This window comes from Streptomyces sp. NPDC008001, from assembly GCF_042958085.1.
In the GTDB taxonomy this organism is placed as follows: Bacteria; Actinomycetota; Actinomycetes; order Streptomycetales; family Streptomycetaceae; genus Streptomyces.
The window spans coordinates 306,517-322,870 of sequence record NZ_JBIBIZ010000007.1 but is presented as its reverse complement, the minus strand read 5'-3'; the positions used below and the strand labels follow the sequence as shown (position 1 = coordinate 322,870).

13 protein-coding genes and 1 riboswitch are annotated in these 16,354 nt (G+C 73.4%); of the genes, 4 read left to right on the top strand and 9 right to left on the bottom strand.

The genetic code is table 11. From position 1 onward, the window contains the following. Positions 1-29 precede the first annotated feature (29 nt). Positions 30-2,435 carry an ABC transporter gene (locus ACFZCD_RS20480; RefSeq protein WP_391832764.1) on the bottom strand — a complete coding sequence of 802 codons (2,406 nt, stop codon included), beginning with the start codon at positions 2,433-2,435 and terminating at the stop codon, positions 30-32. A 293-nt stretch (positions 2,436-2,728) separates the two neighbouring features. Here ACFZCD_RS20480 and ACFZCD_RS20475 point away from each other — a divergent pair, with 293 nt between their 5' ends. Beyond that, positions 2,729-3,934, top strand: a complete 1,206-nt coding sequence (locus ACFZCD_RS20475; protein ID WP_391832763.1) for an MFS transporter — start codon at positions 2,729-2,731, stop codon at positions 3,932-3,934. 7 nt (positions 3,935-3,941) lie between these two features. On the opposite strand, the gene ACFZCD_RS20470 is transcribed toward ACFZCD_RS20475, so the two are convergent. Next, entirely contained in the window at positions 3,942-5,054 is a 1,113-nt protein-coding gene (locus ACFZCD_RS20470; RefSeq protein WP_391832762.1) for a HoxN/HupN/NixA family nickel/cobalt transporter, read from the bottom strand. A 30-nt stretch (positions 5,055-5,084) separates the two neighbouring features. After that, positions 5,085-5,304: riboswitch (cobalamin riboswitch) on the bottom strand. A gap of 114 nt (positions 5,305-5,418) precedes the next feature. Further along, positions 5,419-6,648, bottom strand: a complete 1,230-nt coding sequence (locus tag ACFZCD_RS20465) for an FAD-dependent monooxygenase (RefSeq protein WP_391832760.1) — start codon at positions 6,646-6,648, stop codon at positions 5,419-5,421. A gap of 190 nt (positions 6,649-6,838) precedes the next feature. Here ACFZCD_RS20465 and ACFZCD_RS20460 point away from each other — a divergent pair, with 190 nt between their 5' ends. Further along, positions 6,839-8,461 (top strand): amino acid permease, encoded by a 1,623-nt coding sequence (locus ACFZCD_RS20460; protein ID WP_391832758.1) that lies wholly within the window; start codon positions 6,839-6,841, stop codon positions 8,459-8,461. Between the two features lie 11 nt (positions 8,462-8,472). Continuing rightward, positions 8,473-9,075 (top strand): YIP1 family protein, encoded by a 603-nt coding sequence (locus ACFZCD_RS20455; RefSeq protein ID WP_391832756.1) that lies wholly within the window; start codon positions 8,473-8,475, stop codon positions 9,073-9,075. 133 nt (positions 9,076-9,208) lie between these two features. Here the strand turns inward: ACFZCD_RS20455 and ACFZCD_RS20450 are convergent, their stop codons facing one another. From ACFZCD_RS20450 to ACFZCD_RS20435, 4 genes are all read right to left on the bottom strand, one after another. Beyond that, positions 9,209-10,429, bottom strand: a complete 1,221-nt coding sequence (locus tag ACFZCD_RS20450) for a cytochrome P450 (RefSeq protein ID WP_391832754.1) — start codon at positions 10,427-10,429, stop codon at positions 9,209-9,211. 209 nt (positions 10,430-10,638) lie between these two features. Beyond that, the gene (locus ACFZCD_RS20445; RefSeq protein ID WP_391832752.1) at positions 10,639-11,850 is read right to left on the bottom strand and encodes an MAB_1171c family putative transporter; all 1,212 of its coding nucleotides are present in this window, start codon (positions 11,848-11,850) and stop codon (positions 10,639-10,641) included. Continuing rightward, complete coding sequence (locus tag ACFZCD_RS20440; RefSeq protein ID WP_391832750.1) at positions 11,843-12,529, bottom strand: hypothetical protein; 687 nt, start codon at positions 12,527-12,529, stop codon at positions 11,843-11,845. The genes ACFZCD_RS20445 and ACFZCD_RS20440 overlap by 8 nt, the downstream gene beginning before the upstream one ends. After that, positions 12,526-13,008 (bottom strand): helix-turn-helix domain-containing protein, encoded by a 483-nt coding sequence (locus ACFZCD_RS20435; protein ID WP_391832748.1) that lies wholly within the window; start codon positions 13,006-13,008, stop codon positions 12,526-12,528. Before ACFZCD_RS20435 ends, ACFZCD_RS20440 begins: the two co-directional genes overlap by 4 nt. Before the next feature lie 332 nt (positions 13,009-13,340). Here ACFZCD_RS20435 and ACFZCD_RS20430 point away from each other — a divergent pair, with 332 nt between their 5' ends. Next, positions 13,341-14,279 carry a trypsin-like serine peptidase gene (locus tag ACFZCD_RS20430; RefSeq protein WP_391832746.1) on the top strand — a complete coding sequence of 313 codons (939 nt, stop codon included), beginning with the start codon at positions 13,341-13,343 and terminating at the stop codon, positions 14,277-14,279. Between the two features lie 40 nt (positions 14,280-14,319). On the opposite strand, the gene ACFZCD_RS20425 is transcribed toward ACFZCD_RS20430, so the two are convergent. Both ACFZCD_RS20425 and ACFZCD_RS20420 read right to left on the bottom strand, forming a co-directional pair. Next, complete coding sequence (locus ACFZCD_RS20425; protein ID WP_391832744.1) at positions 14,320-15,081, bottom strand: hypothetical protein; 762 nt, start codon at positions 15,079-15,081, stop codon at positions 14,320-14,322. Then, the gene (locus ACFZCD_RS20420) at positions 15,081-16,352 is read right to left on the bottom strand and encodes a VWA domain-containing protein (protein WP_391832742.1); all 1,272 of its coding nucleotides are present in this window, start codon (positions 16,350-16,352) and stop codon (positions 15,081-15,083) included. The genes ACFZCD_RS20425 and ACFZCD_RS20420 overlap by 1 nt, the downstream gene beginning before the upstream one ends. Between the last annotated feature and the right edge of the window lie 2 nt (positions 16,353-16,354).

Here is a 16,354-nt window from a genome sequence, read left to right as displayed (position 1 = left end):
GCGGCCGGGACCCGCACGCGGCGCCGAGCTCAGCCCCCGACCCCGGCCCCACCCCCGGCCAGCGCCTCCGCGAGGTAGCGTGCCGTCACACTCCCTGCCGCGCGCGCCACTTCCTCCGGTGTCCCCGCCGCCACCACGCGGCCTCCCGCGTCGCCGCCGCCGGGCCCGAGGTCCAGCACGTGGTCCGCGCCCGCGGCGACCGCCATGTCGTGCTCCACGACGACGACCGTGTTGCCGGCGTCGACCAGGCCGTGCAGCTGGCGCATGAGCAGTTCGGTGTCGGCCGGGTGCAGCCCGGTGGTGGGCTCGTCCAGGACGTAGAGGGTGTGGCCGCGGTGGGTGCGCTGGAGCTCGGTGGCGAGCTTGATGCGCTGCGCCTCGCCGCCGGAGAGCTCCGTGGCGGGCTGGCCCAGGCGCAGGTAGCCGAGGCCGACGTCCTGCAGGGTGCGCAGGCCGCGGCGCGCGGCGGGCACGTCGGCGAGGAAGTCCGCGGCGGCGTCGACGGTCATGCCGAGGACTTCGGCGATGTTCGCGCCCCGGTAGGTGATCTCCAGGGTCTCGGGGTTGTAGCGCGCGCCTCCGCACGCCTCGCACGGGGCGTACGAGCCGGGCAGGAAGAGCAGTTCGACGGCCACGAAGCCCTCGCCCTGGCAGGCCTCGCAGCGGCCGGCGGGGACGTTGAAGGAGAACCGGCCGGCGCTGTATCCGCGTTCGCGGGCGCCGTCCGTCGCGGCGAAGACCTTGCGCACGGCGTCGAAGAGGCCGGTGTACGTGGCGAGGTTGGAGCGCGGCGTGCGGCCGATCGGCTTCTGGTCGACGCGCACCAGCCGGTCGACGGCGGCCAGGCCCTCGGCCGCGAAGTCCCCGTCGCGTCCCTCCAGGCGGGCCGCGACGGTGCCGGCGAGGGCCTGGCCGACGAGCGTGGACTTGCCGGAGCCGGAGACGCCGGTGACGGCGGTGAACACGCCGAGCGGGAACTCGGCGTCGAGGCCGCGCAGGTTGTGCCGGGTGACGCCGCGCAGGCGCACGGCACCGGTGGGCTCGCGGGGCGTGCGGGGCGCCGGGGCCTCCTCGGCGAAGACGAAGCGGCGGGTCGCGGATTCCCCGACGTCCGCGAGGCCCGCGACCGGCCCGCTGTAGAGGACCTGCCCGCCGTGCTCCCCGGCTCCCGGGCCGACCTCGACGATCCAGTCGGCGCGGCGCACCACGTCCATGTGGTGCTCGACCAGGAAGAGGGAGTTGCCCGCGGCCTTGAGCCGGTCGAGGACGGTCAGGAGCGCGGCACTGTCGGCGGGGTGCAGGCCCGCGGAGGGCTCGTCGAGGACGTAGACGACGCCGAAGAGGCCCGAGCGCAGCTGCGTCGCGAGCCGCAGCCGCTGGAGCTCGCCCGCGGACAGGGTCGGGACGGGCCGGTCGGTGGCGAGGTATCCGAGGCCCAGTTCGGTGAGGACCTCGATGCGGGCGACGAGGTCACGGGCGAGGGTCGCCGCGGCGCCGTCGCCCGCGCAGGCGGGCCGGAGCGTGTCCGCGAGCGCGGACAGCGGCAGGGCGGCCAGGGCGGCGATGTCCTGCCCGGCGAAGGTCACGGCGAGCGCCTCGGGGCGCAGCCGCCGGCCGTGGCAGGCCGGGCAGGCGGCGCTGACCAGGTGCTGCTCGGCGCGGGCGCGCAGCGCGGCGCTCTTGGAGTCGGCGGCGGTGTGCAGGACGTAGCGGCGGGCGCTCATGTAGGTGCCCTGGTAGGGGCGTTGGATGCGGTCGGCGTCGCGGACGGGGTGGACGGTGACGACCGGCTGCTCGTCGGTGAAGAGGATCCAGTCGCGGTCCTCCTGCGGGAGCTCGCGCCAGGGCCGGTCGACGTCGTGGCCGAGGGCGCCGAGGATGTCCCGCAGGTTCTTGCCCTGCCAGGCGCCGGGCCAGGCGGCGATCGCGCCCTCGCGGATCGACAGGGAGGGGTCGGGGACGAGGGACTCCTCGGTGACCCGGTGCACGCGGCCGAGGCCGTGGCACTCCGGGCAGGCGCCGGCGGCGGTGTTGGGCGAGAACGCGTCGGAATCGAGGCGTCCGGCTCCTTCGGGGTAGTCGCCGGCGCGGGAGAACAGCATGCGCAGGGAGTTCGACAGCGTGGTGACCGTGCCGACGGAGGAGCGCGAGGTGGGGGCGGAGCGGCGCTGCTCCAGGGCGACGGCCGGGGGCAGCCCGGTGATCTCCTCGACCTTGGGCGCGCCGACCTGGTGGATCAGCCGGCGCGCGTACGGGGCGACGGATTCGAAGTAGCGGCGCTGGGCCTCGGCGTAGACGGTGCCGAAGGCGAGGCTGCTCTTGCCGGAGCCGGAGACGCCGGCGAAGACGACGAGGGCGTCGCGGGGGATGTCGACGTCGACGGCCCGGAGGTTGTGCTCGCGGGCACCGCGCACCCGGACGTAGGGGTCGTGCATGGGGGCTCCGGGGCGTCGGGGTGCGTGCGGCGATGGGGGTCGGAACGGGTGCGACTGAAGAGGGCGATTCTATTTCCCCCGCCCGCCCCTTCCCGTAACCGGGGGGCTCGGCTCCGGCCCGGGGAGCCTCGCTCCGGGCCTGCCGGAAATCCCTTGACGGCGTCAGTGTTACGTATAACCATGCGTCTTGTGATCTCACCCACGAGCACGTCATCACCGGGCACACCGGATGCACCGGCCTCACCGGACAGGGCCTCGCGGCCGGGGGAAGCGGCGGACGGCGGGGCCGCGTCATGAGCTACGCGGACCTGCTGCGCGGCCCCCACGTGGTCCGGCTCCTCCTGGGCACGCTCGTCGGGCGGCTGCCGAGCGCGATGGCGTCCGTGGCGGTCCCGCTGGCGCTCCGTCAGGCGGGCGCGTCGTACGGCTTCGTCGGCGTGGCCGTCGGGGCGTTCGCCATCGCCTCCGCCGCCGGCGGGCCGCTGCTGGGCCGGCTCGTGGACCGGGTGGGACAGCCGCGTGTCCTGCTGCCGACGGCGCTCGTGGCGGCCGTGGGCTTCGCCGTCGTCGCCGTCGCGCCCGGCAGCACCGCGGCCGTCCTGACGGGCGTCGTCCTCGCGGGTGCGGCGACGCCCCCGCTGGAGCCGTGCCTGCGGGCCCTGTGGCCGGACCTCGTCGCGCCGGGGAAGCTGGAGTCGGCGTACGCCCTGGACTCCGCCTCCCAGGAGCTGGTCTTCGTCGGCGGGCCGCTGGTGGTCGCGGGCGGCGTGGCGGTCGCCTCGCCCTCGGCGGCGCTGTGGGCCGGCGCGCTCCTGGGCGTCGCCGGGGTGCTCGTGGTCGCCACCGCCCCGCCCGCGCGGGTCTGGCAGGCGCCCGCCCGTGCCGCCGGCCGGCTCGGGCCGCTGCGCAGCCGCGGCCTGGTCGTGCTGCTCACGGGGCTCACGGGCGCGGGCGTCGCCATCGGCACGCTCAACGTCCTCGTCGTCTCCTACGCGGAGGAGCACCGGATGCCCGGCGGCGCCCCGGCGCTGCTCGCGCTCAACGCCCTCGGCGCGCTCGCCGGAGGACTGGGCTACGGGGCCGTGCGGCACTGGCGGGTGGCGCCGCCGCGCCGGACGCTGCTGATGATGCTCGGTCTGACGGCCGGGTACGGGCTGTTGTGCCTGCTGCCCGCCCCGCCGTACATGGCCGGTCTGATGCTCTTCACCGGGCTGTTCCTCGCGCCCGTCCTCACCGTCGTGTTCGTGCTGGTGGGCGACCTCGCCCCGGCCGGCACGGTCACCGAGGCGTTCGCCTGGCTGGTGACGCTCATGACCGCGGGCGTGGCGCTGGGGTCGGCCGTCACCGGCACGGTGCTGGAGGAGGCGGGGCCCGCGTGGGCCGCGTCGTGCGGCGTCGCGGGACTCGCCGCCGGCACCCTGGTGATCCTCGCCGGGCAGGCGCAGCTCGTGCCGGCGGCGCGGGAGGCGGCGGAGGAGGCCGCCGCGCACGCAGCCTGACCCGGGGTCAGCTCTCGGCCGTGGCCGCCGTGCGGGCGGCCCAGCGCTGCTCCACCTTCCCGAAGCGCCAGTAGCCGAGGGCCGCCGCCCACACCACCACGAACAGGCCGACGATGACGAAGCCGGCGTTGTCGAGGTTCAGGCCGGAGATCCAGCCGGTCACCGCGTCCTCCATGCCGAGCTTCTCGTGCAGGACGCCGACGAGTTCGACGGTGCCGATGAAGAAGGCGACGGCGATGGACAGGCCCGTGATGGTGAGGTTGTAGTAGACCTTGCGGACGGGGTTGGAGAACGCCCACTGGTAGGCGAAGTTCATGAACGTGCCGTCCAGGGTGTCGAAGAGGCTCATCCCGGCGGCGAACAGCAGCGGCAGGCACATGATCGCGTACCAGGGCAGGCCGGCGGCGGCGCCGCTCCCCGCCATCACCATCAGCGTGACCTCGGTGGCCGTGTCGAAGCCGAGGCCGAAGAGGAAGCCGAGCGGGAACATCTGCCCGGGGCGGGTGATGGAGCGGGTGAAGCGGCCGAGGATGCGGTTCATGAAGCCCCGCGAGTCCAGGTGCTGCTCCAGCTCGGCCTCGTCGTAGCGGCCCTCGCGCATCGCGCGGAAGACGCGCATGATGCCGGCGAGGGCGACGAGGTTGAGCGCGGCGATGAGGTAGAGGAAGCCGCCGGAGACCGTGGTGCCGACCAGGCCGAGCGTCCGGTGGGTGGTGGACCCCTCGTCCATCAGCTTCCCGGCGAGCCGGGTGCCGCCCGCCACCAGCAGCGTCAGGAGGACCACGACGCCGGAGTGGCCGAGCGCGAACCAGAAGCCGACCGACACCGGGCGCTTGCCGTCGGCCATCAGCTTGCGGGTGGTGTTGTCGATGGCGGCGATGTGGTCGGCGTCGAAGGCGTGCCGCATGCCGAGGGTGTAGGCGGTGACGCCGAGGCCGGCGCCGTAGACCTGGGAGCCGACGGTGTAGTGGCCGGGGGCGACGAGCAGGTAGAGCACGCCGAACGCGACGACGTGCAGGGCGGCGACGACGGCCAGCAGGCCGGCGGTCCGCACGGTGTCCTGGCGGCGCCAGTGGAAGGCGGCCGCGGGGCCGCCGGGAGAATCGGTGGGTCGGGACATCTTGGGTTGAACGCTCCAGCACCTCGTGGACCATTTGCGAGATGCCGTGGCCGGTCTCCTGGCTTACGGGTCCGTTCGCGCCCGTCCCCGCCTTCCCGGCAGCCGGCTGCGGCCAGTGGCTCCGCGCGCCGTGGGGCGGCGCGCGGAACGGGACGGTCACTCCCCGATCACAGTGGCGAGGGCCGCTCCGGACTGGGACCTCGACGGTCCTTCACCGGTCTTCCCGAACACCACGGCCGGGTCACTGTAACGCTCGGGGGGCCTTGACGCGAAGGTTCCGCAGCTGCGAGGAGTTTGCAGCTGCCGGGGGCGGGGTGGGGGAGCACGACCTGGGGAACGGTGCGCCGTCCCGGCCGGGCCGGGGTCAGGCCTCCCGCGGGCCGTCCAGCGCGCGGCCGCCGAAGCTGCCCTCGCCCTCGGACGCCTCCTGCCACCAGGCCTCCAGGGCGGCCTGGTCCATGCCCGCCCACACGGGCGTGGCCCGCACCTGCGCCCGGCCGAGCCGGCGGCCGAGGTCCACCACCGCGCGGCCGGCGGGCGACCGCGCGGCGTCGTAGGCCGCCACGGCCTCCGCCCAGCTCCCGGCGGAGGCCAGGCAGCGCTCCAGCACCGCGGCGTCCTGCAGCGCCTTGACCGCCCCGCTCCCGGAGTGCGGCCGGGCGACGGCGGCCGCGTCGCCGACGAGCACGAGCCGGCCTTCCCCGTAGTGCGGCACGCACAGGTCGTAGACGGGCTGGACGTAGGTGGCGTCCTTGGGCGTGCGCCGGACGACCTCCTGCCAGTACGGCGGGAAGTGCGCGTCGACGACGGCCCGGTGCTGGTCCGTCAGCGCGTCGGGCACCTCGCCCGGCGGCAGGCCGGCCGCGTCCTTCAGGGACAGGCCGTGGGCCGGGTCGGCGGGCACGGCGTAGAAGACCCAGTTGGCGCCGGTGCCGGTGCCGCCCGGCCCCGGGATGCGGTAGACGATCATGTGGCCGCCGGGGAAGGCGACGGTGGCCGCCTCGTCGCGCGCCCACGCGCCGGGCGGGCCGGGCAGTTCCTCCTCCGGGAGCACGCCGCGCCACGCCAGGTATCCGGCGTAACCGGGCACCGTCGCGTCCCGGGTTGCGGCCCGGACGACGGAGCGGTACCCGTCGGCGCCGACCACGAGGTCGAACCGCTCCTCGCGGCCGCCGGCGAAGCGCAGCACGGCCCCGTCCGGCCCGGGCAGCACCTCTTCGACCGCCGTCCCGCGCTCGTAGGCGACGGAGGAGGGTATCCGCGCCCGCAACCCCTGCCAGAGCGACCCCCAGTTGTACGAACGGAACCCGAACGGCAGCGTCCCGATCCTCCGTCCGGCCCTGTCCGCGCCCTCCCGGACGATCCAGGGGCGCGAGGCCAGCCGCACCCAGGGGACGGCCGGGTCGAGGTGCCCGGCCGCCACCAGCTCGGCGTGCCGCCGTTCGTGGACGGCCAGGCCGACGCCCCGGTCCTCCAGCCCCGCGGCCGCCCGCTCGTACACCACCACCTCGCGGGCGCCCGCGCGCGCCGCGGCGAGCGCAGCCGCGCACCCCGCGATGGACCCGCCCACGACCGCCACTCGTCCTGCCTGCATCCCCAGCCCCTCCCCTTGCTTCTGGCACCTCGTGCCACTTCCGTCACGGGCGGAACCTACTCCGCCGGTCCGGCCCCCGTCACCGGCGTGTCGGAACGGTGGACGGAGCCGACACGCCGGTGCTACCAGTGCACTGAACGCATAATCAGGTCAGCCGGACCCCATCCGGCACGAGAAGGGGCTGACCGCCATGGCAGACACGGCAGGCAGGGCAGACACCGGAAGACAGCCGGACGACCGGGTCGGCTTCGTACGCCGTATCGGGCTGTTCCAGGCCACCGCCATCAACATGAGCCAGATGTGCGGCATAGGCCCCTTCGTCACCATCCCCCTGATGGTCGCGGCCTTCGGCGGCCCGCACGCCGTCATCGGCTTCGTCGCGGGCGCCGTGCTGGCCCTGGCCGACGGGCTGATCTGGGCGGAGCTCGGCGCCTCGCTGCCGGGGGCGGGCGGCAGCTACGTGTACCTGCGCCAGGCCTTCCAGTACCGGACCGGGAAGCTGATGCCGTTCCTGTTCGTCTGGACGATGATGCTCTACTTCCCGCTGGCCCTGTCGACGGGCGTCATCGGCTTCGTGCAGTACCTGACGTACCTCTGGCCGGGCATGACGCAGACCCAGGGCGACCTCACCGGCCTGGTGCTGATCGCCCTCGTCGTCGTGCTGCTGTGGGGCCGGGTGGAGAACATGGCCCGGATCACCACCGTGCTCTGGTGCGTGATGATCCTCTCCGTCGTCCTCGTCATCGTCGCCGCCTACACCCACTTCAGCGCGGATCTGGCCTTCACCTACCCGTCGGACGCCTTCGAGCTGACTTCGAGTCACTTCTGGATCGGGTTCGCCGCGGGCCTGACCATCGGCATCTACGACTACGGCGGCTACAACACCACCGCGTACATGGGCGCCGAGATCAAGAACCCCGGGCGCAACATCCCCCGTTCCATCATCTACTCCATCCTCGGCATCATGGCCATCTATCTGCTGCTGCAGATCGGCACCCTGGGCGTGGTCGACTGGAAGGACATGCTCGACCCGGACAACCCCGCGTCCTCCTCCATCGCCTCGGCCGTGATGGAGACGACCTGGGGCAAGGGGGCGGCGGACGCCGTGACCGTGCTCATCCTCGTCACGGCCGTCGCCTCGGTCTTCACGGGTCTGCTCGGAGCCTCCCGGATCCCGTACAACGCGGCCCGGGAGAAGGTCTTCTTCCGGCCCTTCGGCATCCTGCACGCACGCCACCGCTTCCCCGTGCTGGGCCTGCTGTCCATGGGCGGGATCGGCTGCGTGGGCTTCCTGATAGGGCGTCACACGGATCTGGCGACGCTGATCCAGCTGCTGCTGACGGTCGTGGTGCTCGTCCAGGCACTGGGGCAGATCGCGGCCGTCACGGTGCTGCGGCGGCGCCAGCCCGCGCTGCGGCGCCCGTACCGGATGTGGCTCTACCCGCTGCCGAGCCTGGTGGCGCTGGTGGGCTGGCTCGTCATCTACGGCTACGCGGACCGCAATTCACCCGGCCGGCACCCCATCGAATGGTCCCTGGCCTGGGTCGGGGCGGGCTGCGTGGCCTTCGTGCTCTGGGCGCGCTACGAAAAGGTGTGGCCGTTCGGACCGCGGGAGATCAGCGAGGAGTACCTGCACGGCGCGGACCCGGACACGGATCCGGCCGTGGATCCGGAACCGGAGGCGGATCCGGAGGCGGTGGTGCGCTCCGTGCCCGATCCCCGCCCCGACGCCGAGGGGCGCACCGGTGGCGGCGGGAACCCGGACGCGGACCCCGACGCGGACCCCGGCACAGGAGTCCCCGCCGAGCGGTGATACTTGCATTCATGCCTGTTTCTGCCTCCCCGCACTCACCTCCCGCCCCGCGCACCCCTGCCGCCCGCCGGCGCAGGCTGTACTGGCACCGCCTCTTCTTCGGGTTGTGGTTCCGCCCGGTCGAGATCCTGGACGAGGCGCGGGACCGGAGCGTGTGGGGGGCGGCGGCGTTCCTCTGCGTGCTCTGCGGGGCACTGGGGACGATGGGCCGGGACTCCTTCTGGGAGGGGTGGCGGGTGGGCCCCGCGCTGGCCCTGGAGGCCATGGCGATAGCCGACGTGGTGCTCCTCCTCGCCAGCCTGCTGCTGGGCATCGTCACCCAGGCGATCGCGCGCCGGCTCGGCGGCAACGGCAAGTTCGGCCCGACGGTCACGCTGTTCGTCGTGCTGTTCTGGGCGACGGACCTGCCGCGGCTCGCGCTCGACGCGTGCCTGCCCGGGGACTCCTTCCCCGTACGGGCGGCGGCCTGGATCACCTCGGCCTTCGGCTACGCCTTCGCCACCCTGCTGATCCGCGGTCAGCACCACCTGCCCACGCACAAGGCCGTGGCGGCGGTGAGCATACAGATGCTGGCCGCGGTGGCCCTGCTGAAGTTCCCTGCCGCCGCGGGCTGATGCGCCCGGGCCCGGCCCTCGGGGAGTCGAAGGCCCGCCCGGTGCGACGGGGGATGCACACCGGGCGGGCTCGAGGACAGTTCTACCTCATCAAGGATGGGTTATGCACCAAAAACCTGTTCGGCTTTGCTGACTACCAGCGAACAGGGAGCGAAATCAGGCCACGTGCTCGCACCGAAGGGCGCCACGCCAGTTCCTCCCGCGCCACGTCGAGCGCGAGCCCCGGGAACCGCTCCAGCAGCGCTGCCAGCGCCGTTTCCGTCTCCATCCTGGCCAGCGGCGCGCCGAGGCAGTGATGGATCCCGTGACCCAGCGCAAGATGGCCGGAACGATCACGGTGCGGATCCAGCCGGTCCGGCTCGGAAAAGTGATGAGGGTCACGATTGGCCGCGGCGAGGGACAGCAGGACGGTTTCCCCGGCCGGTACGGTCACGCCGCCGATCTCCACGTTCTCCAGCGGAAACCTCCGGATCGCGAGCGGCGCGGGCCCGTCCCAGCGCATGAACTCCTCCACGGCCGCTCCGAGTCCGGCCGGATTCGTGCGCAAGAAGTCCGTCAAGGCGGGGTGGTCCAGCAGCGCCAGGACGGCGTTGGCGATCAGGTGGACGGTGTTCTCGTAGCCCGCGAAGAGGATGAGGAAGGCGAGCGAGGTGAGCTCGTCCTCGGAGAGCCGGTCGGCGCCGTCGCCGTCGCCGCTGTCGCGGACGGCGATCAGGTCGGAGAGCAGGTCGTCGCCGGGGGCGGCGCGCTTGCTCGCGACGAGGCCGGTGAGGAAGCGCATCATGTTGCCGATGGCTTCCTTCATCAGGTGCGGCCGGGACGGGTCCGGGGTGATGAGCGCGTCCGTCCAGGCCCGGAAGTCCGTCCGCTGGTCCTGCGGCACACCGAGCAGGTCGCAGATGACGATGATGGGCAGCGGCCCCGCGTAGGACGCGAGCAGGTCCGTACGGCCCTCGGCCTCGACCGCGTCGAGGAGTTCGCCGGCGATCCGGCGGACGGGCGCGCGGAGCTTGTCCACGCGGCCGGGGGTGAAGGCCTTGACGACGAGCCGGCGGATCCGGGTGTGGTCCGGGGGATCCATGTTGAGCAGGTTCTTGTCGAGGGCCGGAGGCAGCGAGAAGCCGGCGTAGTTGCCCGGAGCGGCATTGCGCTTGTCCAGCGAGAGCCGCGGATCGGCGAGGGCCCGGCGCACGTCCTCGTAACGGGTCACCAGCCAGGCCGGCCGCCCGTCGGGGCCGGTGAAGCGGTGGACCGGGCCGGCCTCGCGCAACCGGGCGTAGGTGCCGTACGGGTCGGTGGTGAGCGCGGTGACGTCGGCGGGCGCGAGGGCGCCGGGCGGGGCGGTGTTCTGCATGGGATCCGACTCTAGGCCTGTCCGTTGGCTCTCGGGTCTCGGGTCTCGGGTCTCGGGTCTCGGGTCTCGGGTCTTCCGGGATGTTGCGCCGGCCGCCGGGACGACACGGGCCGCGCCGGGTCCGTCGTGGTGACGGACCCGGCGCCGGCCTGTGGCGCAGGCGGCCTTGACCCCCGTCCAGGGCCGCCTCGTCCATGGGCCGCACGCCGTCAGGGACGGCGTGCCGCGCTGATTTCCCGTAGTTCGCCGAGGACGGCCTCCACCACCGGGTCGTGGTAGACGTCCGCGACGAGCGCCAGGTGCTCGTGTTCTTCCGCCGGATCGGCGCTGACGGTGATGACGACGCTGTCGGCGTGCGGGACGGGCACGTGCCCGGTGATCTGGTTCTGCAGGCCGCGGCGGAGGGCCGCGGCCTCCACGACCGCGGCGAGGCGGCGCTCGTCGAACGAGGCGCCGGCCGCCTTGCTGCGGGCGATGTCCAGGGCGGCGGGCTCGACGTGGCGGCGGATGCCGCGCTGGATGTCACGGATCTCCGCCATCTGCCGGTTGGCCCGCCACTCCAGGTCGGCGAAGGGCCAGCGGCCCGTCAGACCGTGCCCGGTGAGGGTGACCTCGGGGGCGTGCTCGGTGACGGCCTGCCAGAGCGGCTGGAGCCGGCGGAGCCTGCGCCACGCGGCGACGCGGGGTCCCGCGGCGGGCAGCGAGAAGCCGAGCAGGACCAGCAGGGCGGCCACCGAGGCGCTCAGCGGGGCGACGCCGTTGGACAGCCAGTAGACGTCGTGGCCGGCCCAGGTCAGGGCGAAGCCGGCGAGCTTGCACACGCAGTAGAACAGGCCGAGCCAGCAGCCCGCGGCCAGGGTCCGCAGGCCCTTGGCGAGCCAGGACGGGCCGAGCTGGGCGGCGTAGCGCGGGCAGAGGGCGCCGAGCCCGGCGAGGCTCGTGCCGAAGATGGCCAGATACAGCACCAGGAAGGCGACGACGCCGGGGGCGTCGGCGTAGGCGGTGCTGAAGTCGCGGGGGTGCTCGACGGCGTCGGGCCGGCCGACGGCGAAGCAGACGACGGCCGCGGCCCAGGCGGCGGTCACGACGGCGACGGCGAGGCGGGAGCGCACGGCGGCCCGGGCGCGGGCCGCCGCGTCGCCGTGGCTGGTCCAGCGCAGCAGCAGGATCGTGGCGCCGGTGGCGAACAGGACCACGGCCGAGTAGAGGAAGACCATGGCCAGGTTGGCGACGCCGGTCAGCCGGTCGAAGGCGCGGTAGACGCTGGGCGCCGAGAACAGGAAGACGACGGGCACGCCGGAGGTCATCAGCGCGGTGAGACCCAGGTCGACGTTGCCGCGGTCGCGGAACCACGCGCGGGCCTTGTATCCGACGATGGCCCAGGTGATCGCGCTGAAGGTGAGGTAGAGGGCGTCAAACAACGTCGCCTCCGCCGATATCGCCGCTCTCGCCGTTCAGGCTGCTTTCAGTGCCCTCGCCGTGCTCCCTGATCCGGCGGCGGACGTGCTGCAGGGCGGGCCCGAGGGAGGCGGCCAGCTCGGCGGCCGCACCCTCCAGGCGGGCGTCCTGGCCGGGCGGCGGGGGCACGACCTTCTCCATGAGGAGGGTGCCGAGGATCTCGGTCTCGCGCTCGGTGAGGTTGTCGTAGCAGTGGTGACGGGCGAGACCCATGGTGAGGCCCATGCGGCGCATGGCGGTGGCCACGTCGACCGAGGGGGTCCACACCTTGAGGGCGTCCTCGGTGACGGCCGGGTCCTGGTCGTGGCCGAGCAGCAGGTGGCCGATCTCGTGGAGCACGATGTGGACCTGGTGCCAGGGGGACGTCTTCTGCTCGTAGATGACCCAGTAGGCGTCGTCGGTGGTGGCGGTCATGCCGGAGACGACGCCGTCGAGGCTCATGGGGACCAGGCGGATCGGCCGGCCGACACGGCGCGCGACGATGTCGCACAGGCCCTGCAGGTCGGTCGACGCGGGCAGCGCGAGCTCCTGGATGAGCTGCTTGCACCGGCGCCGTATGCGCCCCACTCGCATGCCTGCACCGTCCTCGTCCTCGGTACGCCGCCAGTAAGTGAAGAGCCGGTCATCCGCCGTGACGGTCACGGGCGCTCCTCACCACCCGCGTCGGGCGGGTCGGACGGAAGGTTCATCTGCTGCCGGAACTGGCTGATGATCGTGGTCAGGCTGTCCTGCACCTCGGGGGGCAGCCCGACCGAGCGCAGGGCGATGGCCCGCACCCGCTGGTCCCGCATGGCGACGAGGAAGCGCACTTCCTCCTCCACGCGCTCGGCCTGGGAGGCCGAGAGGTCACCCATCAGGTAACCCACGGGCACGGCGAAGAACTTGGCCAGGGCGCGCAGCACGTCCGGGCTGGGGTTGGCGCGGCGGCCGTTGCGCAGCATCGACAGATACTGCTCGGTGAGGCCGGTCTCGCCGTACTCCTCGCCGTTGGTGATCTCCTCGGCGACGTGGGCGTTGGTGTACGGCGCGCCGGGCGGGTGCATGTTCGCGAACAGGTAGTTGAGCCGTGCCGCGAGCGGGCTGCCCGCGTCACCTGCCGCCCTGTCGCCCCCGACTGCCATCTGCTCCGTCCTCACCGGCCGATGTTCCTCAACGGCACCTCACGGCCAGTTAAGCCGGAAGTGACTGCGAGAGGCATCCTGTCACGGGTTGAACCCGTAGCACTAGTCCGCTGGGCATTTCAGCTGGTGATGGACTTAACCACGGGTTGATGCGCGGGGGTGGTTCCGCTTCCCGGCAAGGAAACGCCGAGGTGGCTGCAAGCATTCCGGTCAGCCGGGAACAGCCTCTCCGGCGTGTCCCACGTCCTCGTGAATCCTGTCGCGTCCTGGCCTGTTCACCCCGGTCCCGTCCGTAGGACGATGACACGCTCGCCACGAGGAGGTATCCGACCATGCCCAGACCTCACAGACCCCGCTCCCTGCGCGGGCTGGCCGCCGCCCTGCTGTCGGGGCTGCTGGCCGTCGCCGCGTCCGGAACCGGTGCGGCGGCCGCCGGCGCACCACCGCGACGCACGGCGGCCGAGGCCGACGCCTACTGGACGCCCGAGCGCATGGTGGCGGCCCTGCCGGCCGGACAGCGCGCTGGAGGAGCGGAGAGCCGGGCGCACGCCGGTCCCGTGCCGCCCAGCCATCCGTTCGACGGACTGCCGCAGGTCGGCACGTTCTTCTGGACCGACGGGAACAACACCGGCCGCTTCTGCGGCGGCACGGTGGTCCGCAGCCCGCACCGGGATCTTGCCGTCAGCGCGGCCCACTGCCTGCGCTCGCCGGACCCCAAGAAGCGGCTGACGTTCGTGCCCCAGTACCACGACGGGCTGAAGCCCCACGGCGTCTTCCCCGTGGAGGACATCTACATCGACCAGCACTACTACGACCTGGGAACCGACCGCGGCGCCCGCTGGGACTTCACCGTCCTCCGGCTCGGCGAGCGCGCGGACGGCGACAGCGTGGAGGAAGCCGTCGGCGGCTTCGAGCTGGCGATCCGACCGGGCTACACGCACCGCGACGTGCGGCTCATCGGCTATCCGGGCAGCAGCGACGCCAAGTACCCCAAGCCGCTGGACTGCTCCTCCTCCACGCACCGCTACACCAGCACCGACCCGAACGCCCCGGGCGACTTCCTGGAGATCGCCTGCGCGGGCTACGTCGGCGGTACGTCGGGCGGGCCGTTCCTCGTCCGCGGGGAGGACGGGTACGAGGTCATCGGCGTGATCGGCGGCTACCACACGGGGGGCGACACGCCGGACATCTCGTACAGCTCGTACTTCACGGAGGACCTGATGGACCTGTATGCGGACGCCGTGGAGGGCGACCGGCCCGCACGCCGGTGAGCGGGAGGCCGGAGCTCCCGCCCACCGGGCGTGCGGTGCGCTACTGCTGCGCGGGGCGCCGCGGGTGGCGGGTGAGCACGTAGCCGCCGATGGCCGCGAGCGCGCCGAGCACGGCACCGCCCACGGTCCACGCCCAGCGGTCCGTCCACCAGCTGCCGTTCCAGCCGTCCTCGGGCTCCTTGACGGCCGCGGCGTGCAGCGGGGCCACCTCGCCGCCCTCGGCGCGGGCACCGCCCGCGTCCTTCGCCGTCGCCTCGATCTCCGCCTTCACGGGCAGCCCGTGGTCGCGGTCGGGGGCGTCGGTGAGGGTGAGGCGGACGTAGTACGCGCCGGGCAGCGGATCGTTCGCCCACCGCTCGGACCACGGGCGGACGGTCCGCAGCGTGCAGGTCAGCGTCACCGAGGCGTCCTGCGCGGAGGCGCGCTGCACCGGCTCGCCCGAGGCGCAGGCCTGGTGGCGGCGCAGCCCGTCGTAGACGTCGAGCTGCCAGACGGCGGCGCCGTGCCGCGCGGACGCCTCCGGCAGGTTCACGGTCGCCTTCACTTGCGGCTGCTGCCCGGCGCCCGCCGGGAACTGCCAGTACAGGTAGTCGCCGGTGGAGGCGTCGGCCGTGGCCTTCTGCCCCTGCTTGAGGGCGGTGGCGGTACGGAAGCCCGTTCCGGCTTCCGTGGGGGCGCCGTCCTCGTCGGCCGAAGCGCCCGGCGACGGGGAGGCGGCCGCGGCGGCGCCCGCCGAGGTGAACAGTGCGGCGGCGGCGAGCAGTCCTGCCGCGGCCGCACGGGCCGTACGGGTGAGTCTCATCAGTTCGCCCTCCACACCGAGACGCGCCAGCGGGAGACCCAGCCCCACACCAGCCCTGCGATCAGCCCGGTCAGGGCCAGGACACCCAGCAGCACCCAGCCCCGGCCGAGCCCGAAGGCCGCCAGGTCGGAGGGGTCGTCCGGGGCGTCCACCAGGTCGACGGCCAGCTCGACGGGCAGGCCGGGGTCGCGCTTGACGTTCGCGGGGGCGGAGAAGGAGCTGGAGACCTCCAGGCACACGGTCCGCGGCTCCTTGCCCTTCTCGTCCTTGTCGCCGGACTGACCGTACGGGTAGCGGAGGCCGGACGAGATCACGTCCGTGCGCCCGCTGCCCGCCTCCGCGCCGCGGACGAGCTCCTGCCCGCCCTCGCTCACGGCGCGCACCAGCACGCCGTAGTCACGGTCCACCGCGCGGTCCGCGCCGATGCTCACCGACGTCCGCAGTTCCTGACCCCGCTTCACCTTGACCCGGTACCAGCGGTGCTCGGAGAACGTCTCCCGGTCGGTCCACAGACCGGCGCCGATCTCGGGCGCCTTGGCGCACTCGCCGGCGCCCTGGACGGCCTTCGGGGTCTCGACCGGCGTCTCGGACCGGCGCACGAGCTGCTTGATCCGGCCGGACAGCTCCTTGGTGTGCCGCACGGTGGAGTACGTGCCGCCGGTGGCCTCGGCGATGCAGCTGAGCTGCTCGCGCGTCTTGTCGTCCTGGGTCAGCCCCAGGGTGTCGACCGTCAGGTGCGTGCCCTTCGCGGCGAGTTCGCGCGCCACGTCGCACGGGTCCGGCTGGCCGCAGGAGTCCTCGCCGTCGGTGATGAGGACGACGCGGCGGGTGCCGCCGTCCGTGCCGAGGTCCTGGTCGGCACCGCGCAGCGCGTAGCCGATGGGCGTCCAGCCGGTGGGCCGCAGCGTCGCCACGGCGGCCTTGGCCTCGGTGCGGTCGACCCGGCCCACGGGGTAGAGCTGCTTGCTGTCCCGGCAGCCCAGCTCCTTGTTGTCACCGCCGTAGTCGGCACCGAGCGTACGGATGCCGAGCCGTACCCCTTCCGGCACCGCGTCGATGACCTCGTTGAACGCCTGCTGCGCGGCCGCCATGCGGGTACGGGTACCGCCGTCCACGTCCTGGGCGCGCATCGAGCCGCTGACGTCCAGCACCAGCTCGACCTTGGGTGAGTCCTTCGGGGGGCCGTCGGCGGCGTGCGCCGGCGCGATCCCCCCGGCCAGGGCGGCGAGGAGGGCACAGGCGCCCACTGCCAGCCGTTTTCTGATGATCATCC

Coding starts and splice junctions, on each gene's coding strand:
- ACFZCD_RS20480 (WP_391832764.1), bottom strand. CDS start 2,435: ATGCACGACCCCTACGTCCGGGTGCGCGGTGCCCGCGAGCACAACCTC.
- ACFZCD_RS20475 (WP_391832763.1), top strand. CDS start 2,729: ATGAGCTACGCGGACCTGCTGCGCGGCCCCCACGTGGTCCGGCTCCTC.
- ACFZCD_RS20470 (WP_391832762.1), bottom strand. CDS start 5,054: ATGTCCCGACCCACCGATTCTCCCGGCGGCCCCGCGGCCGCCTTCCAC.
- ACFZCD_RS20465 (WP_391832760.1), bottom strand. CDS start 6,648: ATGCAGGCAGGACGAGTGGCGGTCGTGGGCGGGTCCATCGCGGGGTGC.
- ACFZCD_RS20460 (WP_391832758.1), top strand. CDS start 6,839: ATGGCAGACACGGCAGGCAGGGCAGACACCGGAAGACAGCCGGACGAC.
- ACFZCD_RS20455 (WP_391832756.1), top strand. CDS start 8,473: ATGCCTGTTTCTGCCTCCCCGCACTCACCTCCCGCCCCGCGCACCCCT.
- ACFZCD_RS20450 (WP_391832754.1), bottom strand. CDS start 10,429: ATGCAGAACACCGCCCCGCCCGGCGCCCTCGCGCCCGCCGACGTCACC.
- ACFZCD_RS20435 (WP_391832748.1), bottom strand. CDS start 13,008: ATGGCAGTCGGGGGCGACAGGGCGGCAGGTGACGCGGGCAGCCCGCTC.
- ACFZCD_RS20430 (WP_391832746.1), top strand. CDS start 13,341: ATGCCCAGACCTCACAGACCCCGCTCCCTGCGCGGGCTGGCCGCCGCC.
- ACFZCD_RS20425 (WP_391832744.1), bottom strand. CDS start 15,081: ATGAGACTCACCCGTACGGCCCGTGCGGCCGCGGCAGGACTGCTCGCC.
- ACFZCD_RS20420 (WP_391832742.1), bottom strand. CDS start 16,352: ATGATCATCAGAAAACGGCTGGCAGTGGGCGCCTGTGCCCTCCTCGCC.